This window comes from Chitinophaga sp. (genome assembly GCF_017745275.1).
Classification (GTDB): Bacteria; Bacteroidota; Bacteroidia; order Chitinophagales; family Chitinophagaceae; genus Chitinophaga.
In genome coordinates this window covers 69,018-92,458 of the sequence record NZ_JAGHZS010000014.1, presented here as the reverse complement: position 1 = coordinate 92,458, position 23,441 = coordinate 69,018, and the positions used below count along the sequence as shown (strand labels likewise).

Annotated in this window: 16 protein-coding genes and 1 other RNA gene; 9 read left to right on the top strand and 8 right to left on the bottom strand. The window is 40.4% G+C overall.

From position 1 onward, the window contains the following. Positions 1–73: 73 nt before the first annotated feature. Both rpmA and rplU read right to left on the bottom strand, forming a co-directional pair. Positions 74–352: a 50S ribosomal protein L27 gene (gene rpmA, locus J7623_RS31470; RefSeq protein WP_291929314.1), complete on the bottom strand. Its 279-nt coding sequence runs from the start codon at positions 350–352 to the stop codon at positions 74–76. A 48-nt stretch (positions 353–400) separates the two neighbouring features. Continuing rightward, positions 401–757 carry a 50S ribosomal protein L21 gene (rplU, locus tag J7623_RS31465; RefSeq protein WP_291929311.1) on the bottom strand — a complete coding sequence of 119 codons (357 nt, stop codon included), beginning with the start codon at positions 755–757 and terminating at the stop codon, positions 401–403. 384 nt (positions 758–1,141) lie between these two features. Here rplU and J7623_RS31460 point away from each other — a divergent pair, with 384 nt between their 5' ends. The 4 genes from J7623_RS31460 (at position 1,142) to ssrA (ending at position 5,811) form a co-directional block, all read left to right on the top strand. Next, complete coding sequence (locus tag J7623_RS31460; RefSeq protein ID WP_291929308.1) at positions 1,142–2,641, top strand: GH3 auxin-responsive promoter family protein; 1,500 nt, start codon at positions 1,142–1,144, stop codon at positions 2,639–2,641. Between the two features lie 89 nt (positions 2,642–2,730). Beyond that, complete coding sequence (locus J7623_RS31455) at positions 2,731–3,897, top strand: 1-deoxy-D-xylulose-5-phosphate reductoisomerase (protein WP_291929303.1); 1,167 nt, start codon at positions 2,731–2,733, stop codon at positions 3,895–3,897. Between the two features lie 85 nt (positions 3,898–3,982). After that, complete coding sequence (gene rseP, locus J7623_RS31450; RefSeq protein ID WP_291929300.1) at positions 3,983–5,323, top strand: RIP metalloprotease RseP; 1,341 nt, start codon at positions 3,983–3,985, stop codon at positions 5,321–5,323. Between the two features lie 114 nt (positions 5,324–5,437). Next, positions 5,438–5,811: a transfer-messenger RNA gene (gene ssrA, locus J7623_RS31445) on the top strand. A gap of 339 nt (positions 5,812–6,150) precedes the next feature. Here ssrA and J7623_RS31440 read toward each other — a convergent pair. Continuing rightward, the gene (locus tag J7623_RS31440) at positions 6,151–7,833 is read right to left on the bottom strand and encodes a recombinase family protein (RefSeq protein WP_291929297.1); all 1,683 of its coding nucleotides are present in this window, start codon (positions 7,831–7,833) and stop codon (positions 6,151–6,153) included. Positions 7,834–8,130: 297 nt separating this feature from the next. Between J7623_RS31440 and J7623_RS31435 the strand changes: the two genes are divergently transcribed. After that, positions 8,131–10,191 carry an ATP-binding protein gene (locus tag J7623_RS31435; RefSeq protein ID WP_291929295.1) on the top strand — a complete coding sequence of 687 codons (2,061 nt, stop codon included), beginning with the start codon at positions 8,131–8,133 and terminating at the stop codon, positions 10,189–10,191. Between the two features lie 284 nt (positions 10,192–10,475). On the opposite strand, the gene J7623_RS31430 is transcribed toward J7623_RS31435, so the two are convergent. The 5 genes from J7623_RS31430 to J7623_RS31410 form a co-directional block, all read right to left on the bottom strand. Then, positions 10,476–11,096 carry a hypothetical protein gene (locus J7623_RS31430; RefSeq protein ID WP_291929290.1) on the bottom strand — a complete coding sequence of 207 codons (621 nt, stop codon included), beginning with the start codon at positions 11,094–11,096 and terminating at the stop codon, positions 10,476–10,478. A 193-nt stretch (positions 11,097–11,289) separates the two neighbouring features. Next, the gene (locus J7623_RS31425) at positions 11,290–11,844 is read right to left on the bottom strand and encodes a hypothetical protein (RefSeq protein ID WP_291929287.1); all 555 of its coding nucleotides are present in this window, start codon (positions 11,842–11,844) and stop codon (positions 11,290–11,292) included. Positions 11,845–11,948: 104 nt separating this feature from the next. Then, positions 11,949–12,896, bottom strand: a complete 948-nt coding sequence (locus J7623_RS31420; protein WP_291929284.1) for a hypothetical protein — start codon at positions 12,894–12,896, stop codon at positions 11,949–11,951. 956 nt (positions 12,897–13,852) lie between these two features. Then, positions 13,853–14,758 carry a hypothetical protein gene (locus J7623_RS31415; RefSeq protein WP_291929281.1) on the bottom strand — a complete coding sequence of 302 codons (906 nt, stop codon included), beginning with the start codon at positions 14,756–14,758 and terminating at the stop codon, positions 13,853–13,855. Beyond that, the gene (locus tag J7623_RS31410; RefSeq protein WP_291929278.1) at positions 14,742–16,442 is read right to left on the bottom strand and encodes an AAA family ATPase; all 1,701 of its coding nucleotides are present in this window, start codon (positions 16,440–16,442) and stop codon (positions 14,742–14,744) included. The genes J7623_RS31415 and J7623_RS31410 overlap by 17 nt, the downstream gene beginning before the upstream one ends. Before the next feature lie 612 nt (positions 16,443–17,054). Here J7623_RS31410 and J7623_RS31405 point away from each other — a divergent pair. From J7623_RS31405 to J7623_RS31390, 4 genes are all read left to right on the top strand, one after another. After that, positions 17,055–17,780 carry a hypothetical protein gene (locus tag J7623_RS31405; protein WP_291929275.1) on the top strand — a complete coding sequence of 242 codons (726 nt, stop codon included), beginning with the start codon at positions 17,055–17,057 and terminating at the stop codon, positions 17,778–17,780. A 58-nt stretch (positions 17,781–17,838) separates the two neighbouring features. Then, the gene (locus tag J7623_RS31400; protein WP_291929272.1) at positions 17,839–20,379 is read left to right on the top strand and encodes a toll/interleukin-1 receptor domain-containing protein; all 2,541 of its coding nucleotides are present in this window, start codon (positions 17,839–17,841) and stop codon (positions 20,377–20,379) included. Positions 20,380–20,755: 376 nt separating this feature from the next. Then, positions 20,756–21,472, top strand: a complete 717-nt coding sequence (locus J7623_RS31395; protein ID WP_291929270.1) for a GIY-YIG nuclease family protein — start codon at positions 20,756–20,758, stop codon at positions 21,470–21,472. A 317-nt stretch (positions 21,473–21,789) separates the two neighbouring features. After that, positions 21,790–23,373, top strand: coding sequence for an SIR2 family protein (locus tag J7623_RS31390; RefSeq protein ID WP_291929267.1), 1,584 nt, complete (start codon positions 21,790–21,792; stop codon positions 23,371–23,373). The last annotated feature ends 68 nt before the right edge of the window (positions 23,374–23,441 follow it).

Genomic DNA, 23,441 nt, shown 5'->3' with positions numbered 1-23,441 from the left:
GTTGCCATTGTTTTTTGAATTTGGGTTAGTAAAAATAATTGGGTATTAAAAAAAACTTTATGGCTAACACTGATTAGGCTTCCGCCTGAGCAGTGGTATCAAATGCTTTAACAGAAACGTAAGTTTTGTTTTCGCGACCTTTTCTGAATTCTACTACACCGTCTGCAACTGCGAAAATGGTAAAATCTTTACCAACGCCTACGTTTTGACCTGGATGATAAACAGTACCTCTCTGGCGAACAATGATGTTACCAGATACAGCAGGTTGACCACCGAAGATTTTTACTCCCAGCCTTTTGCTATGGGAATCACGGCCGTTCTTTACACTACCTTCACCTTTTTTATGTGCCATTGTATGATTACTTTATAATGTCTAATAAAAATTTTAGCTTAAAACAAATTAAGCTATTTCATTGATTTTGATTCTTGTAAAATGGGTTCTGTGACCAACTTTCTTTCTGAAGCCTTTTCTTCTCTTCATTTTGAAAGCGATAACTTTATCACCCTGAACATGAGCCAGAATCTCTGCTTTTACTACTGATTTTACATCAGTTCCTACGGACAGCTTACCACCGTTATCGGTTAACAGTACATCGGAAAACTCCACTTTGTCTCCAATATTTCCTTGTAACTGCTGTACAAATATTTCCTGGTCTTTTTGTACTTTAAATTGCTGACCTGCGATTTTTACAACTGCAAACATAATTATCCAAAATATAATTTCCGCAAAAGTAACCTTTTGTTTTTTAATAGACAAAGTTTTTCGGTCTTTTTTAAATCACAATGTATAAACATCTATGAAGGACCGACAAAAGCTTAATCTTTTCAAAGATACATACTTTCCTGAATTTTAAATTAATTTAACAAATTATCCTTCCCGGCACCGGGCCGCTGTATCCACATCTTTATGCTATTTCCGGATCATTTAAAAACAGCTATCTTGCTGTGCAAACCAACGCAAATTTGTATACTTTTGTCGTTTACGCGAATTAAATACGGATAGGATAGGCGTATTTTTTTATTTATTTATTTAGCCATTTATTTTTCCGGCCACCCCTTTTTTGGGAAAAAGACCGGTTTTTCAGGCTATTAAATAAGAAAATATTCCAATCTTTAGTCTCTCAATCATAAAACAACAGGCATGAAGTTTAAATCACTGCTGGCCAAACCATTTGCTTCTATCGTACATAATAAGATAAAGAAGGAAATGCTAAGGGCGGTAGAAGATCAGGATGCTATCCTGCAGGAGCTGATAAAGACAGGCAAGAAGACTGAATTCGGAACAGAGCATAAGTTCAACGCTGTACAAACCCATGAAGAGTTTAAGCAGGCTGTGCCTTTAAGGGATTATGAACAGTTTAAGCCATATATAGAAAGAATTAAGGAAGGGAAGCAGAACGTACTGTGGAAAGGGCAACCTATATATCTCGCTAAAACCTCCGGTACTACCAGCGGTGTAAAATATATTCCTATCTCCAAGGAATCTGTCAGTAATCATATAGATACCGCCCGTAATGCGTTACTCAATTATATGGGAGAAACGGGTAATACGGCATTTGCAGATGGTAAAATGATCTTTTTATCCGGATCACCGGAGCTGGAAAGGGTAGGTGGAATTCCTACCGGCCGCCTCAGCGGTATCGTGAATCATCATATTCCCCGGTATCTGCGTACCAACCAGCTGCCGTCTTACGAAACCAACTGTATTGACGATTGGGAAACCAAGCTGGACAAGATAGTAGAAGAAACCATTAACCAGGATATGACGCTGATCAGCGGCATACCACCATGGGTACAGATGTATTTCGACCGCTTGATGGAACGCACCAGTGGCAAACGTATTAAAGAAATATTTAAGAATTTTGACGTGATGGTGTACGGTGGGGTGAACTTTGAACCTTACCGGGCCAAACTGATGGCTTCTATTGGCGCACCTATCCACACCGTGGAAACATTTCCTGCTTCAGAAGGCTTTTTTGCCTTCCAGGACTCCCAGGATAAGGAAGGCCTGCTGTTGAACACCAATTCCGGGATTTTCTATGAATTTATCCCTGCTGCGGAAATTTTCAACGAAAATCCGACGCGTTTGTCGCTCAAAGATGTACAAACAGGCGTAAATTACGCCATGGTGGTTAACAACAACGCCGGATTATGGGGCTATAACCTCGGAGATACGGTGAAGTTTATTTCTACCAATCCTTACCGTTTGCTGGTAACCGGCCGTATTAAACACTTCATCTCCGCTTTCGGAGAGCATGTGATCGGAGAGGAAGTAGAATATAGCCTGATGAAAGCGGCTGCAGAAGAAAATGTGCATATCACCGAGTTTACAGTAGCGCCTATGGTGCAAACTAACGGAGAGCTGCCCTACCACGAGTGGTTTGTAGAGTTTGAGAATATGCCGGAAAACCTGGGCGCATTTGCCAGGAAAGTAGATGAAAATATGCGTCAGAAGAATATTTATTACGATGATCTGCTGACAGGTAATATATTGCAACCCCTGAAGATAAGGACTGTCCGTAAGCAAGGCTTTATCGACTATATGAAAGCTATTGGAAAACTGGGAGGACAAAATAAAGTGCCTCGTTTGAGTAACGACAGAAAGCTGGCAGATGAACTGTCGGCATACTTACAAAAATAACCGGCGATTCAAAGCTGTAACAGCTGCCAGGTCATTACCGGCAGCTGATTCTTCATTTTTTGTTAACTGTAAAAAAGTAAATCACCGTAATGAATAAACGAAAGATTGCCATTTTCGGATCCACCGGATCTATTGGCATACAGGCACTGGAGGTGATCGCAGCACACCCCGACAGATTTAGTGTAGAAGTACTGACTGCACAGCAGAACGCTGATCTGCTGATTGAGCAGGCATTAAAATTCAAACCTAATGCCGTCGTAATAGGAAGCGAGGCAAAATATAAACAGGTAAAAGACATTTTATTTGATAAAGGCATAAAAGTATTTGCCGGCCCCAAAGCCATGGTAGAAGTAGCTGCATGGAGTTCTATCGACATGATGCTGGCAGCTATTATGGGATTTGCAGGCCTGGCGCCTACTTTATCTGCTATTGAACAGGGCACCCCGGTGGCTTTGGCCAACAAGGAAACCCTGGTAGTAGCGGGCGACATTGTAATGGCTACCGCACGCAGGAAGAATGTACCCATTATCCCGGTAGATTCTGAACATTCCGCTATTTTCCAATGCCTGTTGGGAGAACCTTTCGCCAAAGTGGAAAAAGTAATTCTCACAGCATCCGGCGGACCTTTCCTTGGAAAGAAGCCCAATTTCCTGATTAATGTAAAGAAAGATCATGCCCTGCAGCATCCTAACTGGAGCATGGGCGCCAAAATAACCATCGACTCTGCCACCCTGATGAATAAAGGGCTGGAAATGATTGAGGCGCGCTGGCTGTTTGGACTGGCACCGGAAAACATTGAAGTGGTGATACATGCACAATCTATCATTCACTCCATGGTACAGTTTGTAGACGGTTCCCTGAAAGCACAAATGGGATTACCGGACATGAAACTGCCTATCCAGTATGCTTTAGGGTATCCTGACCGCCTGGCCAATGATTTCCCCCGTTTCTCTTTCAGAAACTACCCTTCCCTTACTTTTGAGCAACCGGACACCAAAACATTCCGCAACCTGGCTATCGCCATTGATGCCATGCAAAAAGGTGGTAACGCCGCCTGCGTAATGAATGCCGCCAACGAAGAAGTGGTGAATGCCTTCCTGAAAAACCGGATCGGCTTTCTGCAAATGACCGAAGTAATTGAAGAAACGCTGGTTAAAATACCGTTTATCGAAACACCTACGTTGCATGATTATTATGAATGCGATAATGCCGCACGTGAACACGCTGCATCCCTTATCAATTCTATTGTTATATAAAATTGCCGGTAAAAATTAACAAAGAGTTTTGCCTGAATATGTATTAAAACTAATATATTGGGCAGATTAAAGCAGAAACAACTAAATGACTACAGAGGAAATATTGGTGAAAGCAGGGCAGTTAATACTGTCACTTTCTATTTTGGTGGTGTTACATGAGTTGGGCCACTTTATCCCCGCCAAACTATTTAAAACCAGGGTAGAAAAATTCTATTTGTTCTTTGATCCATGGTTCTCTCTTTTTAAGATTAAGAAGGGAGAAACCGAATACGGCGTAGGTTGGTTACCGTTAGGCGGATATGTAAAAATATCCGGTATGATCGATGAAAGCATGGACAAGGAGCAGATGGCCAAACCGCCACAACCCTGGGAATTCCGCGCCAAACCAGCCTGGCAGCGATTAATTATTATGATTGGCGGCGTGACTGTAAATATTCTGTTAGCGTTCTTCATATATGCGATGCTGTTATGGCACTATGGTGAAAGCTATTTGCCGGTAAGCGAAGTGAAATACGGAATAGAAGCAGATTCACTGGCACATAGCATCGGTATTAAAGATGGCGACAATATCATTGCCATTGATCACCGCCCCGTAAAGTCCTTTGAGTCTATTCCCAGCGAAGTGATTTTACATGAAGCTAAAAGTATCCAGGTGACCAGGGATGGGAAAGAAGTGGATGTTCCTGTACCTGCTGGTTTTATCCGGGCTTTGCTGAAGCAGAAAGCGCCTTTTGCAGCGCCGCGTTTCCCATTTGTGGCAGACAGCCTGCTGCCTGGTGGCCCGGCGTCTAAAGCGAAAGCGCAAATACAGAGAGGAGATCAGTTGATAGCGATGAACGGCGTTGCTACTCCTTTTTACAGTGACTTTGTCAAAGAACTACGTAAGCATAAGAATGAAAATGTGCTCATTACTGTACTTCGCGGTAACGATACGGTGAATTTGGCAGCAACATTAACTGCAAAAGGCGAGTTAGGCGTGTTTGCGAAAATTCCTTTTAATTACAGCACCAAACATTTCACCTTCCTGGAATCATTCCCGGCAGGTTATCAGAAAGGAGTGGATAAGCTGGTAGATTATATCAGGCAATTCCGTTTGATCTTTGTTTCCAAAGAAGTAAAAGTATCGGAATCCCTGGGAGGATTTGGCAGTATCGCCAACTTGTTCCCTCCGGCCTGGGATTGGGTTTCCTTCTGGCAGCTGACGGCTTTCCTGTCCATTATCCTGGCATTTATGAACATCCTGCCTATTCCGGCATTGGACGGTGGACACGTACTCTTCCTGTTGTACGAGATCATTACCGGCCGTAAACCCAGCGAGAAATTCCTGGAATATGCCCAGATAGTAGGTATGGTGTTGCTGTTTAGTTTGCTCCTTTTTGCAAACGGGCTGGATATCTGGAGAAGTGTCAGCAAGTGGTTTTCCTGAGATCGGTAGATAAGTTATTGTAATAAAGAAAATTGCAGCCGGATATTTTCCGGCTGCAATTTTTTTTGTTTTGACACAGGAGAAAAAAAATGTATCTTTGTGGGCTAGTATACCGGGGATGCCTGGTTTTGACAGCATAGATCTTTGAAAGTGTAAGCATGCCGTGCGTTGGATAATTAGCACGATAATCTGAATATTCAAACTATAATTGGCGAATCTAACTACGCCATGGCTGCCTAATCAGAGATTAGACACCCATTATAGCCGCCTGGAGTTGTCGCCTTATGCGACTCCCGCCGCTGAATCATAAACCCATAGGGATAGGCATTCATGGTTTCTGTGAGTGAATGCTGAAGCTACAACGGATACGGATAGGGTTGGTTCGTTACGCCCCTGCCAGGTCCCGACAAAGCAATGCGTAAATAAGCATGTAGAAAGCTTTCGGCGAATATGTTTGGACGCGGGTTCGATTCCCGCCATCTCCACATCAAAATATCCCAGTTTTTTGTTATCTGGGAAGAAAATTGACAGCAATCACAGGTGTGGTTGCTGTTTTTATTTTTATGGATAGGTTATTTATTCCCAATCTGTTATAGTGAATTTGAACATCCTGCTTTTTCCCTATACATTTATTTGCAGGCTAAAAAAGCTGATACTTTCCTGATTTTTCTTCCTTGATTTATCGGAATTTTCCAATTATTTAGCCAAAGGTGACGGGATTCGAACACTTATATCAGGACTCTTAATGTTTAAGTCATTAATTTTTATATCTATAAATATTCGGGATGTTTTCACTAGAAAATTTCGTAGCTGTGAAAAACTGTCATTTATTTAATTAAGTGTTCTGTTATAATTGTTGATAATGTTGTGATAAATGAAACAGCTTCTTTGGCTTCCTTTGCCGTGAGTTTCTGTTCTTGAAATAGCGCTATATTTTTCAGATTATCGCAATCTTCCTGGTTGATTATTTGTGTATCCCATTCGCTTTTTCTCATCTTTTTTATGGAGTGACTAAAAGGAAAACCGCCAGTAAAAGCGATTTCTTTGTTATACAAGATTTTTATGGCGTTAGTTACAGTTGTAGTATGAAAGCATGTACCGTCAGATATGAGATATTCTGTGAAGATGAGCTCCATCAATTTTCGTTTAGCATAAATGTCTTCTTCTTCGTATACCTGGTATAGTTTGGAAAATAACGATAAGCAGGTGTTCACATCTTTTGAAAGCTGTCTTGAGGCAAGATACATCGTATTAAGCTTCTCAGACAGGATAGTTATCTGTACCTCACAATCTGTCTTAATCTTCTTGAAGTCGGTGCCGTCGATGTCGCCTTGTAAAAGTAATTCGCGCGCCTTGTTTATTTTATTATTGAGTTCAATGACCCTGTTATTCAATTGATGAGTAGTTTTGACTTTTAGCTCTGAAGCTTCAGTTAATATTCGTTTCAATATTTTGTGGCAAACTGGAAAGTAACATTCGGAGAGTTTAAAGGATTTCAATTCCTCAATAAAAAGCTGGTGTATTTTTTCGGTTCTTAGATGACATTTGCAATGGGAGTGGCAGTGATAATAATAATAGCATTTTTTGCATCGACCAATAGATCTACTGCCTGTCAATACTCTTCCACAATTTTTACAAATTAGGAATCCCCTTAAGGGAAAGAGATGTTCAATACCGGATCGTTTAGTTAGCTTCTGTCTTTTTTTGTTTATTGTCTGTTGGACTTTGAAAAAAAGAGATTCTGATACAATAGGTTTATGTATAGCTTGAATATACTGTTCACCTTCATAGGTCGTTGCAGGTATAAATACTTTGCTACAGTACAAAGGATTGCGAATTGCCCTCCAAAAACAGCTTTTACTATTCGGAAATCCATTTTCAATAGCATGTATATATGCCTGTGCAATGTTATGTGTCTTTGAGGCAATCTGCTCGAAAGCAGTTCTCATAATACTCGCATAAGGTTCTACCGGTGCGATATATTTCACACCTGCTTCTGTAGTCTTATTTACGTAACCAATCGGAGCAAGTCCAGGGCAGCGGCCTTCTTTTTTAGCTCTTCTTATTCCTTGTTTAATATTTAAACTGCGGCGCGCATTTTCAACTTCTGGAATGGTGAGATAAAATGCCAAAGTCATTTGATTCTCCGGAACAGTGATGTCTAACGGCTGTTCTACGGCAATTGGTTGTATGCCCCATACTTGGAGTGTCCGAATTGTTTCATATGCTTCGGCCGTATTCCTGCTAAATCGGTCCCACTTTGTGAAGAGAAGCAATTTTGGGCGATTGACTTTGGTTTTCTTGTAGGAGTTAAATAATATCATCCATTGGGGACGATTGAAGGTTTTTGCAGAGAAATCTTCATAAATAACAGATTTCACATGAATACTATTTGCTTCGCAGTATCTTCTTAGTACTTCTTCTTGGTAGCGTTGTGAGAAGCCTTTGTTTGCTTGTTCTTCGGTACTGACCCGGATATAGAGGTCTGCGAATTTGATAGAATTGCTCATCTGAAAAAAAATTTAAATAGGCGAAGAAAGGTGGGAAATCCACAAGAGCAGAGTGCAAATTATTTATGAATAGAATTGTAAAAAATATGAAGTGATGGAATCTGGTCGCCATAACTTCCCATAGAGTTTAGCCGGAGGGAGGTTGGCCCGAGTCGTTAGAAAATAATTCGCAAATTCAAGGCCATATCTAATAAGAGGTATATTATACGTTTTTTACTCCAATTGGCATCATGAAAAAAGTTAAGTAAAATATTGAATTTCTTGGTACATTGAAAACAATATTCCCCAATTGTTAGTATGGAAAAAAGCTTAACAAATTTAAAGAATAGGGTCAATAAGATTCATTTGCCCAAAACCAAGCCACTGCTTCCATTATTTGAAGTTATCAGTAATGCAATTCACGCGATCGAGGAGCGATTGGATAAGGTGAATGACCAGTTCGAAGGGACCATAAATATTACCGTGCTTCGCAATGGAGACAACAGTACACTAGCTAGCCTTGATAACATCAATAATTACCCTATTCATTCTTTTAGGGTTCGAGATAATGGCATTGGTTTGAATAGGGAGAACTTTAGTTCATTTAAAGAGGTTGATAGCGAATATAAAGCAAGAATAGGAGGCAAGGGAGTGGGAAGGCTGGTGTGTTTAAAGGCTTTTAATAAATTGTTAGTAGAAAGCGCATATAGGGAGAATGGAGAACTTAAGTACAGAAGTTTTGAATATAAAAAAACCAAAGAAGGGTTTGAAAATCATAAGGAGGAGGTAGAAACGTCGTTCGATACATCAGGAACGATTATAACACTATTTAGATACGAAGACGATTTTCAGAAACATGTGCCTTTATCGCTAGACGAAATTGCTCGGGAGATTGTGGCACATTTTCAGCTGTACTTTATTCAACAAAAACAACCTAGAATCGTAATAAGGAACCAAAATTCACAGCGGATTGACCTGGCCACACTTTTCAACGATGAGTTCTCTAATGAAATCATGTCTCAAGCTTTTTACGTTCAGGAAACCCCTTTTGATATTTTTATTTCCAAAAGCCGGAAGGCGAAAAGTCATAAAATCCATTATTGCGGTAATGAGCGGAGCGTTAGAGATGAAGGGCTTTCTCGAATAATTGTTGATCTTAGAACTCCTGTTGTTGACGCAAATGTGAGAGAGTCTTATTATTTCCAGGCATTTGTTGTAAGTGATTTTTTAAGTAATAGCGTGAACGAAGAGCGAACTGGATTTAACTTTATCCTGGAGGATAATGAGGATGGGATAGATATAGGAGAAATATCGTTGGCTAAAATTAGAACCAAGGCAGTAGAAACGATTGAGGAGTTGCTTAAAGAATTTTTGACAAAGGTGAGGAAAGAGAAAATGGAGGGCTATTTGCCGATTATCAGGAAAGAGCTTCCAAATTATACAACTGTTATCAATTATAATCGAGAGGCCGTAGAAAAGTTACCTGCAGGTCTGAATACTCAAGAATTGGACATCGCCTTGTATGAGATTGAATCTGATTGGAAGGCAAAAGTGAAGCGATCAGGATTGGAGATCATCAGTAAGAAAAAAGATATTACATCATTGGAACAATACAAAAAACTCTATGAGAAATTTGTAGCAGAGTTCAATGAAATAGGGCAATCTGAGTTAGCACGTTATATCGTTCACAGGAGATCGGTGATCGACTTACTAGAAGACCTAATACAATGGAACGAGAAAAACAAGTTCACAGACGAAGACATCATTCATAGCCTATTTTTCCCTATTCGGGAGACGGGGCGAACTGTAACCGCTGATAAACAGAACCTTTGGTTACTAGATGAGCGGCTAACTTTCAATTCCTTGTTGGCATCAGATAAACTGTTCAAGCAAATCGACGATCTGCAGTCTAACTCCGCAGATCGAATGGATCTTATTATAAGAAAGGATGAAGTATATCATAATGCGGCTTTGTATGCTGAGAATAAGACGCCCTTTGAATCATTTACCATTGTAGAATTTAAGAAACCCGGCAGAAATGATTACGTATATGGAGATCCCCAAAAAGATCCTGTTTTCCAAGTGCGACGTTATATCCGAGAAATCATCGATGGCAAAATTAAACGAAATGGTAGAACTATAGAGGTTCGCCAACATACACCTTTTTACTGCTATATCGTTGCTGATATAACAAATACTTTACAACATATCCTCAAAGAGGAGATATTTAAACCAACTCCGGATGGAATGGGTTCTTTCCGTTTTTACGATACTGATGATTATCGTGCGTATGTCGAAGTGCTACCTTTCGAAAAGGTTATCAAAGATGCTAAACAACGCAATAAGGTCCTATTTGATAAGCTGAATTTGGTTTTATAAACAGGAGCACCTGGTAGCATAATAGAAAACTCAACTTCACTTTTTATTCGAGAAATTGATGGGTACCTGGTATCCAGGGAATAATAATGTGGAAGTATTTACATAAAAAAGAAACACTTTTCTGCCTCAGCTGGGTCACCCGGATATACCGTACACTATCGCGAAGCAAATAATTGCTGGGGAATATCCAGAATTTGGCAGACTGCATAGTTGATACCCTTTCCCTTCAAGGGGAAATTGGTAATCTAAATGCGACGGTAAAGGCATATATGTATAGTGTTATATCATAACAGATTTATATCGCTCATCCAGATTACCAATTTATTAAGTAATGGTATAATGTGCTTATGATACGCAATCTTTTCATAAATAGGATCTCCCTTGTCAGCTCCACTCGGATCCGCACTCAGATATGCGAGCTTATCTACTCGAAAGCCTTGGCTTGGAGTATCAAAGAGGAAAGTAGTATTTTCATCCAGGTTATAGGTTAGGGCTTCGCGTTTGGAGAAATGATGATCAGTGAATGTGAGGCAGTATAACAGCTGGCCAGTGACTTTTTTCGTGTCGAAACGATCGTCTATAAGATCACCCAGGCTAAGCCCCGATATTGCCTTTATTAGTGTTGTCCGGTCCCCTAAGATTTGTTTTAGTAATACTAATTGCCATAATACGGTATGATGTGTAGGATCCAATAGTGTCCCGTTTACTTCGACTACGCGAAATTGGATTTGCTCCCTTTGTTGATAGAATTTTAGAAAGGAACGCAGATTAATCAGATTTCTATTAAATAAGGCTCGTGCCAGATAATGTAGTAACTGGTCGTTAGCTTCGGTGAGTTTTCTTTTTAATTCCTTATTTCCTATTTGAAATTCTGAAGCGACGTCAAAAACGATCGGTGCAATCAAAGAACGTATATCGAATTGAAATACCTCATGGGTATAAAACTTGTCAATATATCCGGCAAAATCAACATTGCTGCCATACTTGCTGTGGAAGATGTTCCTAATAAAAACGCAATTAATAGATTTAGTATTTCAAAGAGAATGCCAATGGATGCTACCACTGGCCTTTACGAACGGCCATATTTTTATTATAAAGCTAATTACCCCTTGTTTTTTTTGCTTTATCTGCCGTATCTGCCTTTTGCTGTGTTGCAGTATCCTTTGCTTTACTACCTTGTATACTGCCACCGGGATCTGCAGCCTTCGGACTTTTAGAAGCTTCGGCAGTGGTGCCGTCAAAGTCTGCGGTGATCCGTTGATCATTCACCATTTTGATATATGCTTCCTTTTTATCCTTTTTAATTTTGGCTACCCAATCCCATAGCTTGGTAAGACCGCTAAAAACAAGGTCGATTATCTCCGTGGTGACGCCGACACTGGAAGCACTGCCATAATGCTTATAGTTGGCTCTGAAATATACCACCATCTTATTATTGGCATCCTGTAATGTAGTTAATAATGCCTGTAATTGTTCCTTACTTTTTCCAGTCGTATTGAGCAGTATCATGTTGTTGTAATCATCGGCCAGGTGATTGGCGGCCTCCTTGACATCAAAATAAAGCAGTGCTATCTCAGTTTTTACGGAATCCGGCCATTTCGCTTTGTGGGCCTCCCGTTGGACGGTAGCGGCAGAATTTCTCGCAGCAGACATAATATCCAAGATCTTTTGGTGGGACTCCACATCAATACGTGCTTTACAATCAGCAAAAATAAATGAGAACAGTAAAAATAGAAGTGTAACTTTTTTCATGAGATTTATTTTTTATAAACAGGGAATAAGAAATCTTTAGCAGCTATGGCATAGTTGCGCAATAGGTAGGTTACGTTTTGCTTTGTCTTATCATCATAACAAGTAACCTTTAGGTCACCATCAGTCACATAATATCCATTTAAGTCTGAATAACAGGGGGATATGGGTAGTTCCTCGCCACGCTCATAAAGTATAAAGGAATGGCGACCGATTTTTCTGTAAACCAGTGTAGTCTTATTGTTTACCATTCTCCCGGCACCTTTACTACCATTTTTACGCGAAAACTTATCTAGCTGGTAGGTCGCAAAATTACTACTGTCATAAAAAATCCCGAATTTATAGGTAAAAAGCGAGTCACCTTTTATAATCCTGTCATCCAACTTCACTACCAAAGTATCACCGGAGGATTCCCATTGTACCACCGGATTATAGGCCGTATAGAAAGCCACCGGGGATTGTGGACAGGCATTTTGCCATCCTTGGCTTATGTATTTTTTTCGTTCCTCCTTTGGGGAATATTGTTCTGTACCTTCATTAACAGTGACTAAAAATTCATAGGCATCTTCTACACGCTGAAAAGAAAGCTTGCGCATTTGTTCTCCGCAATATATATCTGCTGCCATTTCCTTCTCCAAAGTAGTTGGCCCTATATGGTGATAAAATACATGGCCTAATTCATGACATAATGCGCCGATAAATATAACGTCAGGATAGAGGTCAAAGTAAGATGGACGAAATAAGATGCGGTACTTACCATCCACCGAATCCATATCCGCAATACCAGTGGCAGATTCGTCTGCTTGCAATATCATAGTAGCTGCACCTAAGCGTAATTGATAAAGGACATCCTGGAAAATATGCTGATAGCGAGGTTTGGGAACCTGAGCATTGGCGGTAGGAATAAAACCATAAATAAATAGTACCAATACTCCAATGGCAAGATTGAGATTCATGGGGCGATAAAAATTTTAAGGAAAAGGGATGTTTTTATAAATATAAGCAATACATCAATATTGCCCAAATCTCTATACTATAGGAAAAGGCGGTCACAACCCAAACCTGAAAAATATCTTTTACCACTACCAAGACCTGCCAGATTTTTCCGCCATCCCCCGATAATTTGTATGCCAGTTATTTTCTAGCCGTCAGCCTCTCCTGATGGTGCGTCTCACCTTCAACAACATGCAACAAATGGAGGCTACATTAAAGAGAATGCAACTGGCATACCTGATTGACAATAATTCTGATCTCGTTATCTCCCTGCAGGAGCATAGGGGACCGCCTATGTGGATAATAAAATAGCAGGAGTAAGGCATCGTCTTGAGTAACTGGTAGAAGAAAAACATACCAGAGTATATTATAGAAGAAATCTGTCTGCGATATATTTCAAACCTGTTTCCGTAGTTTTATTCACATAACCAATCAGGGCAATCCCAGGACAACGACCTTCTTTCTTGGCTCTGCTTATTCCTTGTTTAATATTTAAACTACGGCGTACATTTTCTACTTTCGGAATGGTGAGATAAAAAGCCAGAGTCATTTGATTTTCAGGAACCGTTATATCTAATGGCTGTTCTATAGTAATTGGCTGTATGCACAATGCTTCGAGTGCATGAATTGTTGCATACGCCTCGACAGTGTTCCTGCTAAATCAGTCCCATTTTGTGAAGAGAAGTAGCTGTGGGTGATTGACTTTGCTTTTCTTGTAGGAGTTAAATAATTTCATCCACTGGTGGCGATTGAAGTTTTGTAGAAAAGCCTTCATAGAGCTATTGCAGAGAATAGATGAGCATCTATCTTAGGCGACGCGCCTGGAGAGCCAGTAAGCCAGCAAGCCAGATGGCCGAAGTTTCACCTCGTAGCAAGCCAAGGATTCAACAATAGTGCCTTCAGGGTAAAGAATTTATGGTTAAATAATTTGATGAATAGCAGCTTCGATTGCAGTGCGCAAATCATTATGAAATATAGGGTCAAAGGCATCTATAAAGAAATAATCGATTTTCCGATATAGACTTTTTCGAAAAAGAGTGTAATCTTTTTTTTCGTCCAACCCGTCAAAAATTATTTTAAACACCAGGTGGTATATTTCTTCCATAAACCAATCGGAGTTTTTAGTACTTCCCTGGCGCCGATAACGAAATAACAAATCACGGAAGCTATCCAGATACGTTTCATAAATTTGTCGTCGCCAGCCATTGAGATCATCCCGGTCAAGTTGCAAATCTTCAATCGTCCTTCTGCCTTCAGAAGTTAGTCCGACAATTGCTCCGGTCCTTAAAAAATCAAAGTGGGTAAACGGATCGGCACAATATTCAGGATGCACATACAGTGGGCCTTCATGCATTAAGTAGGGCGAATCAAATCTATTCCGGGGGTGGTCGAGTGTAGCTGGTACCCCCGTACTAGGATAGTTGGTCACCCTGGTACCCTGAATAGGAAACTTGTTACCTTTTCGAAACACTTTATTGCATTCATGGCAGGCTGGAACAAGGTTTGTCCATTCAAATGCCAGCCAATAATAACCAAACGTATTTCTTGGGTGCGCGAAAAGTGTCCCTTTGGGCCTAAAATGTTCTACATCCGGGTGATGACATAAGGCCTCACAATAGGCACACTTGTTAAGATAGAGCTCTTTGAGTGCTACCCATACTGTGTTAACTTCGGTACCATCTGGAAGTTTGACCGTTCCTTTATAGAATTTGCTATTTATTTTAACTGTTCCAGGGTTTGCTATGATTTCGTTCAGGTGTTGCATACAATCTGCACTCAATAATGCTGGTGGTACAGCATTAAGATCTTTAGTGATTGCTCTCATCCTTTCCTTTTAGTCTGTTAGCGATGATTTCCAATTCTGCTTTGAGCGTATCATTCCTTTTAATTTCGCTAAAGGTCTCTTCAGTTCTTATGTCCTCTGGATTTACTGCTTCACGAATGAAAATCCCATTCATGTCAAAAAGATCGGAGGTCAGAATTGCAGTTGGAAGCATTTCGAATACTTTGATTTCTGAAAGATCGACGATTTCAACGGCTTCTTCTGCGGTTCGTTTAACCTTAAAGAACTTACTTCGTATAGAGGCCCCAAGTAAAGGTATCGGGCTATGTGTAGTTGCGATAAACTGGATTTTATGAAATGTCTTTGATAATTGCTCGACCAGTATCTTCTGCAACTTAGGATGAAGATGAAGATCTATTTCATCGATCAAAACCACTCCTGTCAATTCAGAAGGATCAGTTTTTTCTGGCTGGGCATCGAACAAGCGGCACATCATGTCACCAAACATAGCAACCATACTGCGGATTCCTGATGCCAGTTGATAGTATGGTACACCTTCATACTCATTTCCATAGGTATCCTCTTCTATATAAAGTGTCCTGCGGGGACGTGTATCCAGCTCGAATTTTATTCGCGATAAATTGGGTATCAAATCGTGCATTACTTCTCTAATGTTATCAAATCTTTCAGAGAGTATGTGATGAATCTTTTTCCGTTCCCATTCTGTATATTTTTCGAGAAGATCAAATAATAGCCCGTCTGAATTGGTTAAATTGTAATAGGGAGAAAGACGTTGTTTTACATTTGTTTCGACCCTGATATTGGGACCTTGGCCCCGGGTCAACCTGGACGTACCATATGCAGCAAACCCCTGTACAAGTAGATTATGGTTGACGATCCGATGTTCGGATGTTCGGTGTGCTTCAAATATACGCCTAGTGTTATCAAAAAATGAGCCTTCAATGATTGTAGGTGAATCGCCGGCTGAGGCGTTCTTCGGAAAAGGTGTATTTTCTACTAAAATTGCGATGGCACGTAGTAAGGTGGTTTTACCAGTTCCATTCTCTCCTGTTAAAAATATCCACTGATTATCAAATGGTATTCCATTTAAGCTCACTTCTTTAATAGGGCCAAAGTTCTTTATAGCTATTGCATGTAATGATCTGTTTTCCAATGGCCCATGTATTGCTTCGTCAAGTTCGCGATAATTCAGAGTATTCCGAAGCGTTTTCTCGAAATCACTACCGTCAATAAATCCAATACGATCCTCTGGCGCCTGCTCACCAAAATATGATTGATGGTCGTTTATAATATTATCAATCGTTGTTTTATCATTATGGACAAATTCCATGATCGATGGCATATACTCGTCCCAGTAATACTCTTTTCTGTATGCTTTGCCTATTTGTTGAAGGTTCAGTCGGGGGACAAGTTCATCTTCGGCAAATCGACGCTTAACTGAGGAGTCAGTAACGTTGACTTCAAGATATGTTTTACCTGTAGTTAATGCAACAAAAATGATATTAGGTGTACGATTTTTCCAATCATTACCGCTCCAGAAAGAGACTGCGACATAATGATCATTGCCATGAAACCAGTAACCGTTTTCCAGCCGCCCTTCCCTGTTACTCCGCCGCAGGCTAAAATAGAAAGAAGGGTCGTTTCTGCGTACATTGAGAAGATAGTCGAATATGTTATTATGAATATCTTTTATATCAAGAGTCATGATTATTAAAGTGTATGATCAAGTTAGTAAAACACCCTCCGTCGCAGACTTTCCTGAAATTTTCCAGTATTGTGTATTTTATATGCTAAAATGGCGGCGCCGGGCATGACGAAAATATCATTTTTATATAATAAAATAGCACTTGCAATTATAATGAGGTAAACGAGAAAAGCCTCCAGATCCTGCTATGGGGTGGATAATTGAAAGTACCCGAAATTCGCAATCTTTGCATTAATAAAATATAGAATTTGTGTCGCTGGATTTTTTTCTTAAAAGCGAAGGAACAGGCTCCAACCAAGCGGTTTCACCCTTTTATCGACTTGTAATTGCGATCTAAACGAATTTTGTATCTGCACTTGCGCCATGCCAATTGGGTATATTGGGAAGGCATTTTATCACATCGTCTTTTTTCACAGTCACTTTGCTGCTCATGCAGGTGCGGCTTTAATAATGATAAATTTTTAACAATATTTGCAAGCGACCAATAGTGACAGGGCATGACGTCCATTAAAAATGCCAGAGAGCGGTCTTCAACATTTTTCAGAATTTACTTACCTTAATGGAAGTATAACAGTGATTTGTATGATTGCTAACGAACCTCAAACCCTTTCTATGAAAATTGAAGCAAATCTTACTGAAAGCACGAAGGTGCTGAAAGCCTCCATTGAAGCTGAAGACGTTAAGATTATATTTGACATCGACCCGAATCTAGCAACTTGGGAGGCTTGGTGGCATAGGAATGATTTAGGTCAAATAATTCCCGAATTTGAAATTACTGCCAATAGTGAAATCCCAAACCCTTCGGCTCTTGCCCACGAATTGCTCCACGCCAGGTTGGATTTAGATGGTTTTCGGGTTCCTCTCGCAGTAACATGTCAGCTATACGGCTACCCGATCCAACTTTCACCCGAATACCTGGATGGCTGTTACAACAACCTGGAACACCATTTCATGGTTACAAAATTCGAAGACCTTGGATTCGAGAAGAGGGATTTCTTTCAACGCCCTATAGAACTACAATTGGATGAAGTGCGACAAACCATTGAGGAACTATATTTATTGGAAGTTAAAAACTCCCCGGAATTCGTGGCACACTACATAGATGCCATAATCCACCTGCAGCTTCTTCAATCGTATTTTAGCGAGTGTATTGACCCGTCCATTGATTTGAAGTGCCTGTCAACGTTAGAGCCTGAACTTTTCGAGGTGATTAATAATACACTTGCCAATTGGCTCGCAAATAATGAACCTTCAGGGGAAAAATTCTTTCTGCCCTTACACGACAAACTTTGCGAGTACTTTAGGACAGCCCACCCAGGAGTTGAGATCAGCCTGTAACGCAATTTGAATGCTTGACTTTCACTGTAAATATTATATTCGCGGCGAAGCTGAGGTTATGCTTAAACGTAAAGACTATATTGACATTATCCAGGAGATCCGTAATACGGAGCTACTTGCACTCGACGAATTTATTGAAAGGGTACTAGAACCCCTTCGCGCCGCCAACAAGTACTTTGATGAGATTCTCTATAAAGACATAAGCTACCTCCTTGAAGGGGGGAATGCTCCAGGGGAGGGCGACCTTGCCATAGAAGATGATGACCTGGTCTTTTCCAGGGGTGATATCAAATTGACTGGCTACCAATCCCATCTTCACCACATATTGGTTTGGTTACATACAAATATCGTCACCAAACACCTTGGGGATGGCAATTTTGATGTGTTTTCTAGTAAAATGGAGAGCTTTGAAACCGACCATTTGGGGAGGTTAGAATATACCCCTGAATACAGGGCAATGCTGGACGAAGTAAAAAAAAGTTTGTTTTCAGAACGTCAGCAAAACCTACCACCTAACAACATGGAACCAAATCCGAGATATTCAGCTTCTCATGAACTGACCTTTTACACCGATCCCAAGAACATACCCAACCAACGATTGGTATTGGAAACAATCGAGCATTTTACAAATGGACCTGGCTCCCGCGCATTCGAGGCCTTGGAGTTTCTCAATCTTTTACGGGAGCAAAATGAATTTGTAAATAAAATGCGTGCTGATACGCCAGTGGTGATGAATCAGCTTAAGCGCCTACCATTTTCTGACCTTCAAAAACACGTTTTGATGGGATTCATCCTAAAATGGCACGGCGGCTATCCTGTCGACAACCTGGATGAGGATGCAGATCGCACGCTGAAGGAAATTTGTAGCGCGTTTTTGGCATACCCAGAGGCTACACCCGAAAAAGAGATTTGCAAAGCTGATGTTGATACGCACAAGCTATTCCGGTACTATGAATCCCTGACCAACACTTCATTTGAGACCGGCATCCCGATCGACGTGCTTGCCAAGCAAACGGAATTCCCGTTTAAAAAAACAGAAAGAAAATTTACCAGCTTCAATGAACTTTATGCTGCCGCCATTGACGAGGGCTTGGTGCCGACGCCGGAAGGCATTGAGTCTTTAGCGGTACAGATGGTAAAAAAGGGAACAGCGTTCAATAACTGGCTCGAATCAATCTACCAGTGGCACCCCGCAGATCGGGAGCGTTTTTCTGAATTTCTTAGTATAGAACATTTTAAGAAGTTTCTGCAAGCTACCATAGAAAGGCCCAAAGCCAATTCACAAGAGACTAAACGATCTACTATGAATGATCAATCAAAGGGTTCGCCGGCCGAAGGCGCCGGGGCACCTATTAAGGTATTTGTAACCTACGCCTGGGAAGATGACGAGCGTAAAAATGAAACTGTTGTTTCGTTTACGGATCACCTAAGAACTCTGGGGTACGAGGCTGTTGTTGACAGACTCTTGAGTCAAAATGAAACTGCGACCAACTTTAAAACGATGATGTACAAGACGCTTGGAGAGGTGGATAAAGTTGTCGTGATTTTAACAAAGAGGTATAAGGGACGTGCCGAAAGATATGAGGGCGGAGTTGGGACAGAGTTACAATACATCCTGTCGGATATTGAAAGGCATCCCAAAAAGTATATTTTCGTTTCTTTTGATGGCTATAGTGATGACGTAGTTCCTGCCCAGATTCGGGATAGAGAAATACTAGACCTAAAGAAGAGCGGAGCCGTTGATCGACTTCGGCATAAACTCGACGATGTTCCAGAAATTGAGTTCAGCAATGTCGCGACGTCAAAACAGAAGTTACAGCCAAAGCAAATAAACCCCTTTTCCATAGATAGTATAGAGGCTCGGGCGGACGAACAAAGCGAAAGTAAGCTCAGTAAAAATTTGATCGAGGACGGTACGGAAATTATGAACGTTGGATTATCCAATTTTTATCGCTTTCAAGCCACTTTCGCCCCGGAGGATAAGTTGTTCGATATTGAATCGGTAATAGAAGAGCTGCAGACGACAATCGGTCCTTTGGTAATGAGTTTTCTGCCGGCATTGAACCTTGCTTTTCGAAAATCGGCAACACACAAGGAATTTTTGTTCATCGGTGATCTATCGCAACCAAACGTTTCTGGCTACCAAGACATCCATGCGATCAGTGCAAAGAACAAAAGTTTAACGCTCGAAATGGTGACAAGATCTAGTTCAAGTATTGTCAGAAACCTGTACTATGAACTTGCCAATTGCCTAGCGGTGATCGCAACTATCATGAGAAGTCCTGCCTTGCAGGATATGTCAGGCACATTAACTGTCAAACTTCAAACCAATTCAACCATAAACTTCACCTCCCAGAATAGCCACCTTGTGAAACTAGGCCTTCCGGCTTCTTATGTATTTGACGAAGCTGAAGAGGTATTGTCCCTACATGCACCCAAATACGACATTGCGTTATTTAAGACGATGGCTACTAGATTGGCAAAACTGTTCCACTTGAAATCCCCGAACTTAATACACGCGATGCCACCACTACTGAAAGTTGATGACTCGACTCTTGATGCTTTCGTAAAGGCAGCGCAGAAAACAATGCGGTTTTAAATTCAGTATTGAGAATGGGACAAATTTTTACTATCGGGATAGGGGTCAAGGGGCGTCCAGTTTAACCATTTCGTCTCTGACAAAGAAGAGGTATAATAAGGTGGATGCACAGCACTCAAGTGCCAAGGCGGCTTATTTGGCAGCCTACTTGTTAGTAGGTGCAACTGGTTAACTTGAACATTTCAGAAAGAAAGATGGGGGAGACCAAGTCCAGAAGGGTATAAAACAGCAGTTGAAACATCTCAAGCAGCGTCAAAAAAGAATACAAAATGATATTTCCAAGATATTAGAGCAACTGGAGGATGAATTAGAAAATTATTGGGTGTAGCATAGAAATAAAGAGTTAGGTTAATTTTAAACAGATACCTGTAAGACAATGCAATACACAAAAGAGTTTATACTATCGGAAATAAAGCGAGTGGGAACAGTGAATGGAAAGGCTCTCGGTAAAGAACGCTTTTCCAAAGAGACAGGTATCCAAATGTCAGACTGGTATGGAAAATATTGGGTGAGGTGGTCAGATGCTCTTAAAGACGCGGGCCTTGCTGCAAACGAATTCAAGAAAGCATACTCCGACGAATACGTAATTGAAAAGCTAATATCATTAGTTCGAGAATTGGGACATTATCCGGTAGTTGGCGAAATACGAATAAAATCAAGTGAAGACAAGAGTTTCCCTGCTCACACTGTTTTTAATCGAGTAGGGAATAAGCAAACGCTTATTAAAAAACTCCTTACGTTTTGTGCAAATAGGGATGAATATTCGGACATAATCCAAATATGTTCTTCATTTCAATCTCTGAACAAGTTAAAAAAGAAGAACGAAGATGTTTTAATTATTGGCGCAGTCTATCTGATAAAATCCGGTAAGTTTTATAAAATAGGAAGGTCAAATTCTACAGGACGAAGACACTATGAATTATCCATACAACTTCCCGAATCAATAGAAATGGTTCATTCAATTAATACAGATGATCCAGTTGGTATAGAAGCCTATTGGCACAGTAGATTTAAAGATAAAAGGAAAAATGGGGAATGGTTCGAATTGAGTGCTGAGGATGTAAAAGCGTTCAAACGTCGTAAATTTATGTAATAATTATACTGCCGGTTCTTTTCTGCTTAATTGTCAAAACTCATTCTGACCATTGATTTTGAAACGAACCAATTCTTCATGTTGTCTCCTATGAAGGCAAAGAGCACTATCAATTATCCTTATATACAGATTTGTGAAGGCCAGATAGCACACTTCACCTTTACATGGCCAGATGAAGAACAATTAACGCCAAAGCCAGTAATAAATTCCACTCCCCATTTTTTTCGCCGCTTAGTTCGCCAAGGCGACTTGCTGGCGTAACCCTTAGGGTTCTTTGCCAGATTTTTATGATAATTTTTTTATAGTATATTTATGTTATGCCAGATTTCAAGCAATCCCTAGCAACCCATTTGAGTCAGTTCAAGACAAACCCCTATATTTTTGTGGGTTCTGGTCTTTCACGTCGATATTACAACCTTCCTACATGGATGGATTTGTTACGAGGGTTTTTCCCTAATATGCATGGTGCAACTGACTTTAACTATTATATTTCGCAATATAATGGACACGCCCCTCAGATTGCGAGTGCCATGGCCAATGATTTTTTCGATATTTGGTGGAAGAACCCCGCATTTGCAAAAAGAACAAAGGCGCTGGGTGGGAAAATGAAGGGGAAGCATTCTCCATTTAAATATGAGCTTTGCGAGTATTTAAAGACTCAATCAAAGGTAAACGTTGCACTCCAAACGGAAATCGACTTGTTTAAGAAGATAGTGGTAGACGGAATTATCACCACCAACTACGACGATTTTCTTGAACAAATGTTCCCTGATTTTAAGCCTTATATCGGTCAGCGACAGTTGCTCTTTGCGGAGTTTATGCCAATTGGGGAAATCTATAAAATCCATGGATGTATTAGTGACTATGATAGTATTGTCCTAACCCATGAGGATTACACAAATTTTAACGACCGGAATGCCTATCTCGCCGCAAAGCTCTTGACTATTTTTGTCGAGCACCCAATTATTTTTTTGGGATACTCCATAACTGACGAAAATATCAATGAAATACTCGATGCCATTATAAAATGCCTGGATGGTCAAAATGCTGCTAATCTGAAAGACCGATTGATTTTTGTAGAATGGGATAAGACAAAACTCACCCCGGAGCTATCTGACAGTACGCTTTTTCGTCCAGGAAACCAAAGCCTTCAAATCAAAAAAATTGCTCTCGATTCATTTTCGGAATTGTTTGAGGTTTTGGCCTCTGCTAAAAGGCAATATTCTGTTAAATTACTTCGCCAGTTTAAAGATGCGGTCGTTCAAATAGTGAAGACAAATGGTCCATCTAACAAAATGTATGTTGGCGATGTCGATGGCATAGATGAAGAAAATATACAATTTGTTGCGGGGGTCGGCATAGCTGACCAAGCTGTTCGAGAACAAGGCTACGTTGGAGTTCAATTCTACGACATTTTCAAAGACATTTTATCGGAAAAATCAGCATATTTGAGCACGCCAATTGTTGAAAAGGTGTTGCCAAATTTGGTTCCGGCGAGGAAAAACAATACTAAGGCCCCCTTTATTCCAATGTGTCGATATTTAGCGGATCTTGGATACTTTGATGAGAATGGGGTGCTAACCGCTGATGGTGTTGTTGCCACCAGGGATAAAATCGCTTTTCGGAACGACATGCCCAAATCCTTGCTGCCTAGTGGTTCTTACCAGAATCACAAACCACAGGTTAACCGTAGGTTCAAATCCTTAACTGAGCTGCTCGAATCCCAAACCGATTTTCTACATATTTTATATTACATCCCTCTGCTTGATCGCAAGAAAATTGATTTAGAGGTACTCAGAAAGTGGCTACTTTCTGAATTGAACGAGAAAAACGCCCAAAATACCCATTACAGAAAAATCGTATGCTATTATGACTATTTAAAACATGCTTTCAAAGCATAATAATATCCCCGTTTTTCTCAAACCACTGGTTAGTCTTTTTATAGCCTTTTATGAAGCTATTTCAAACC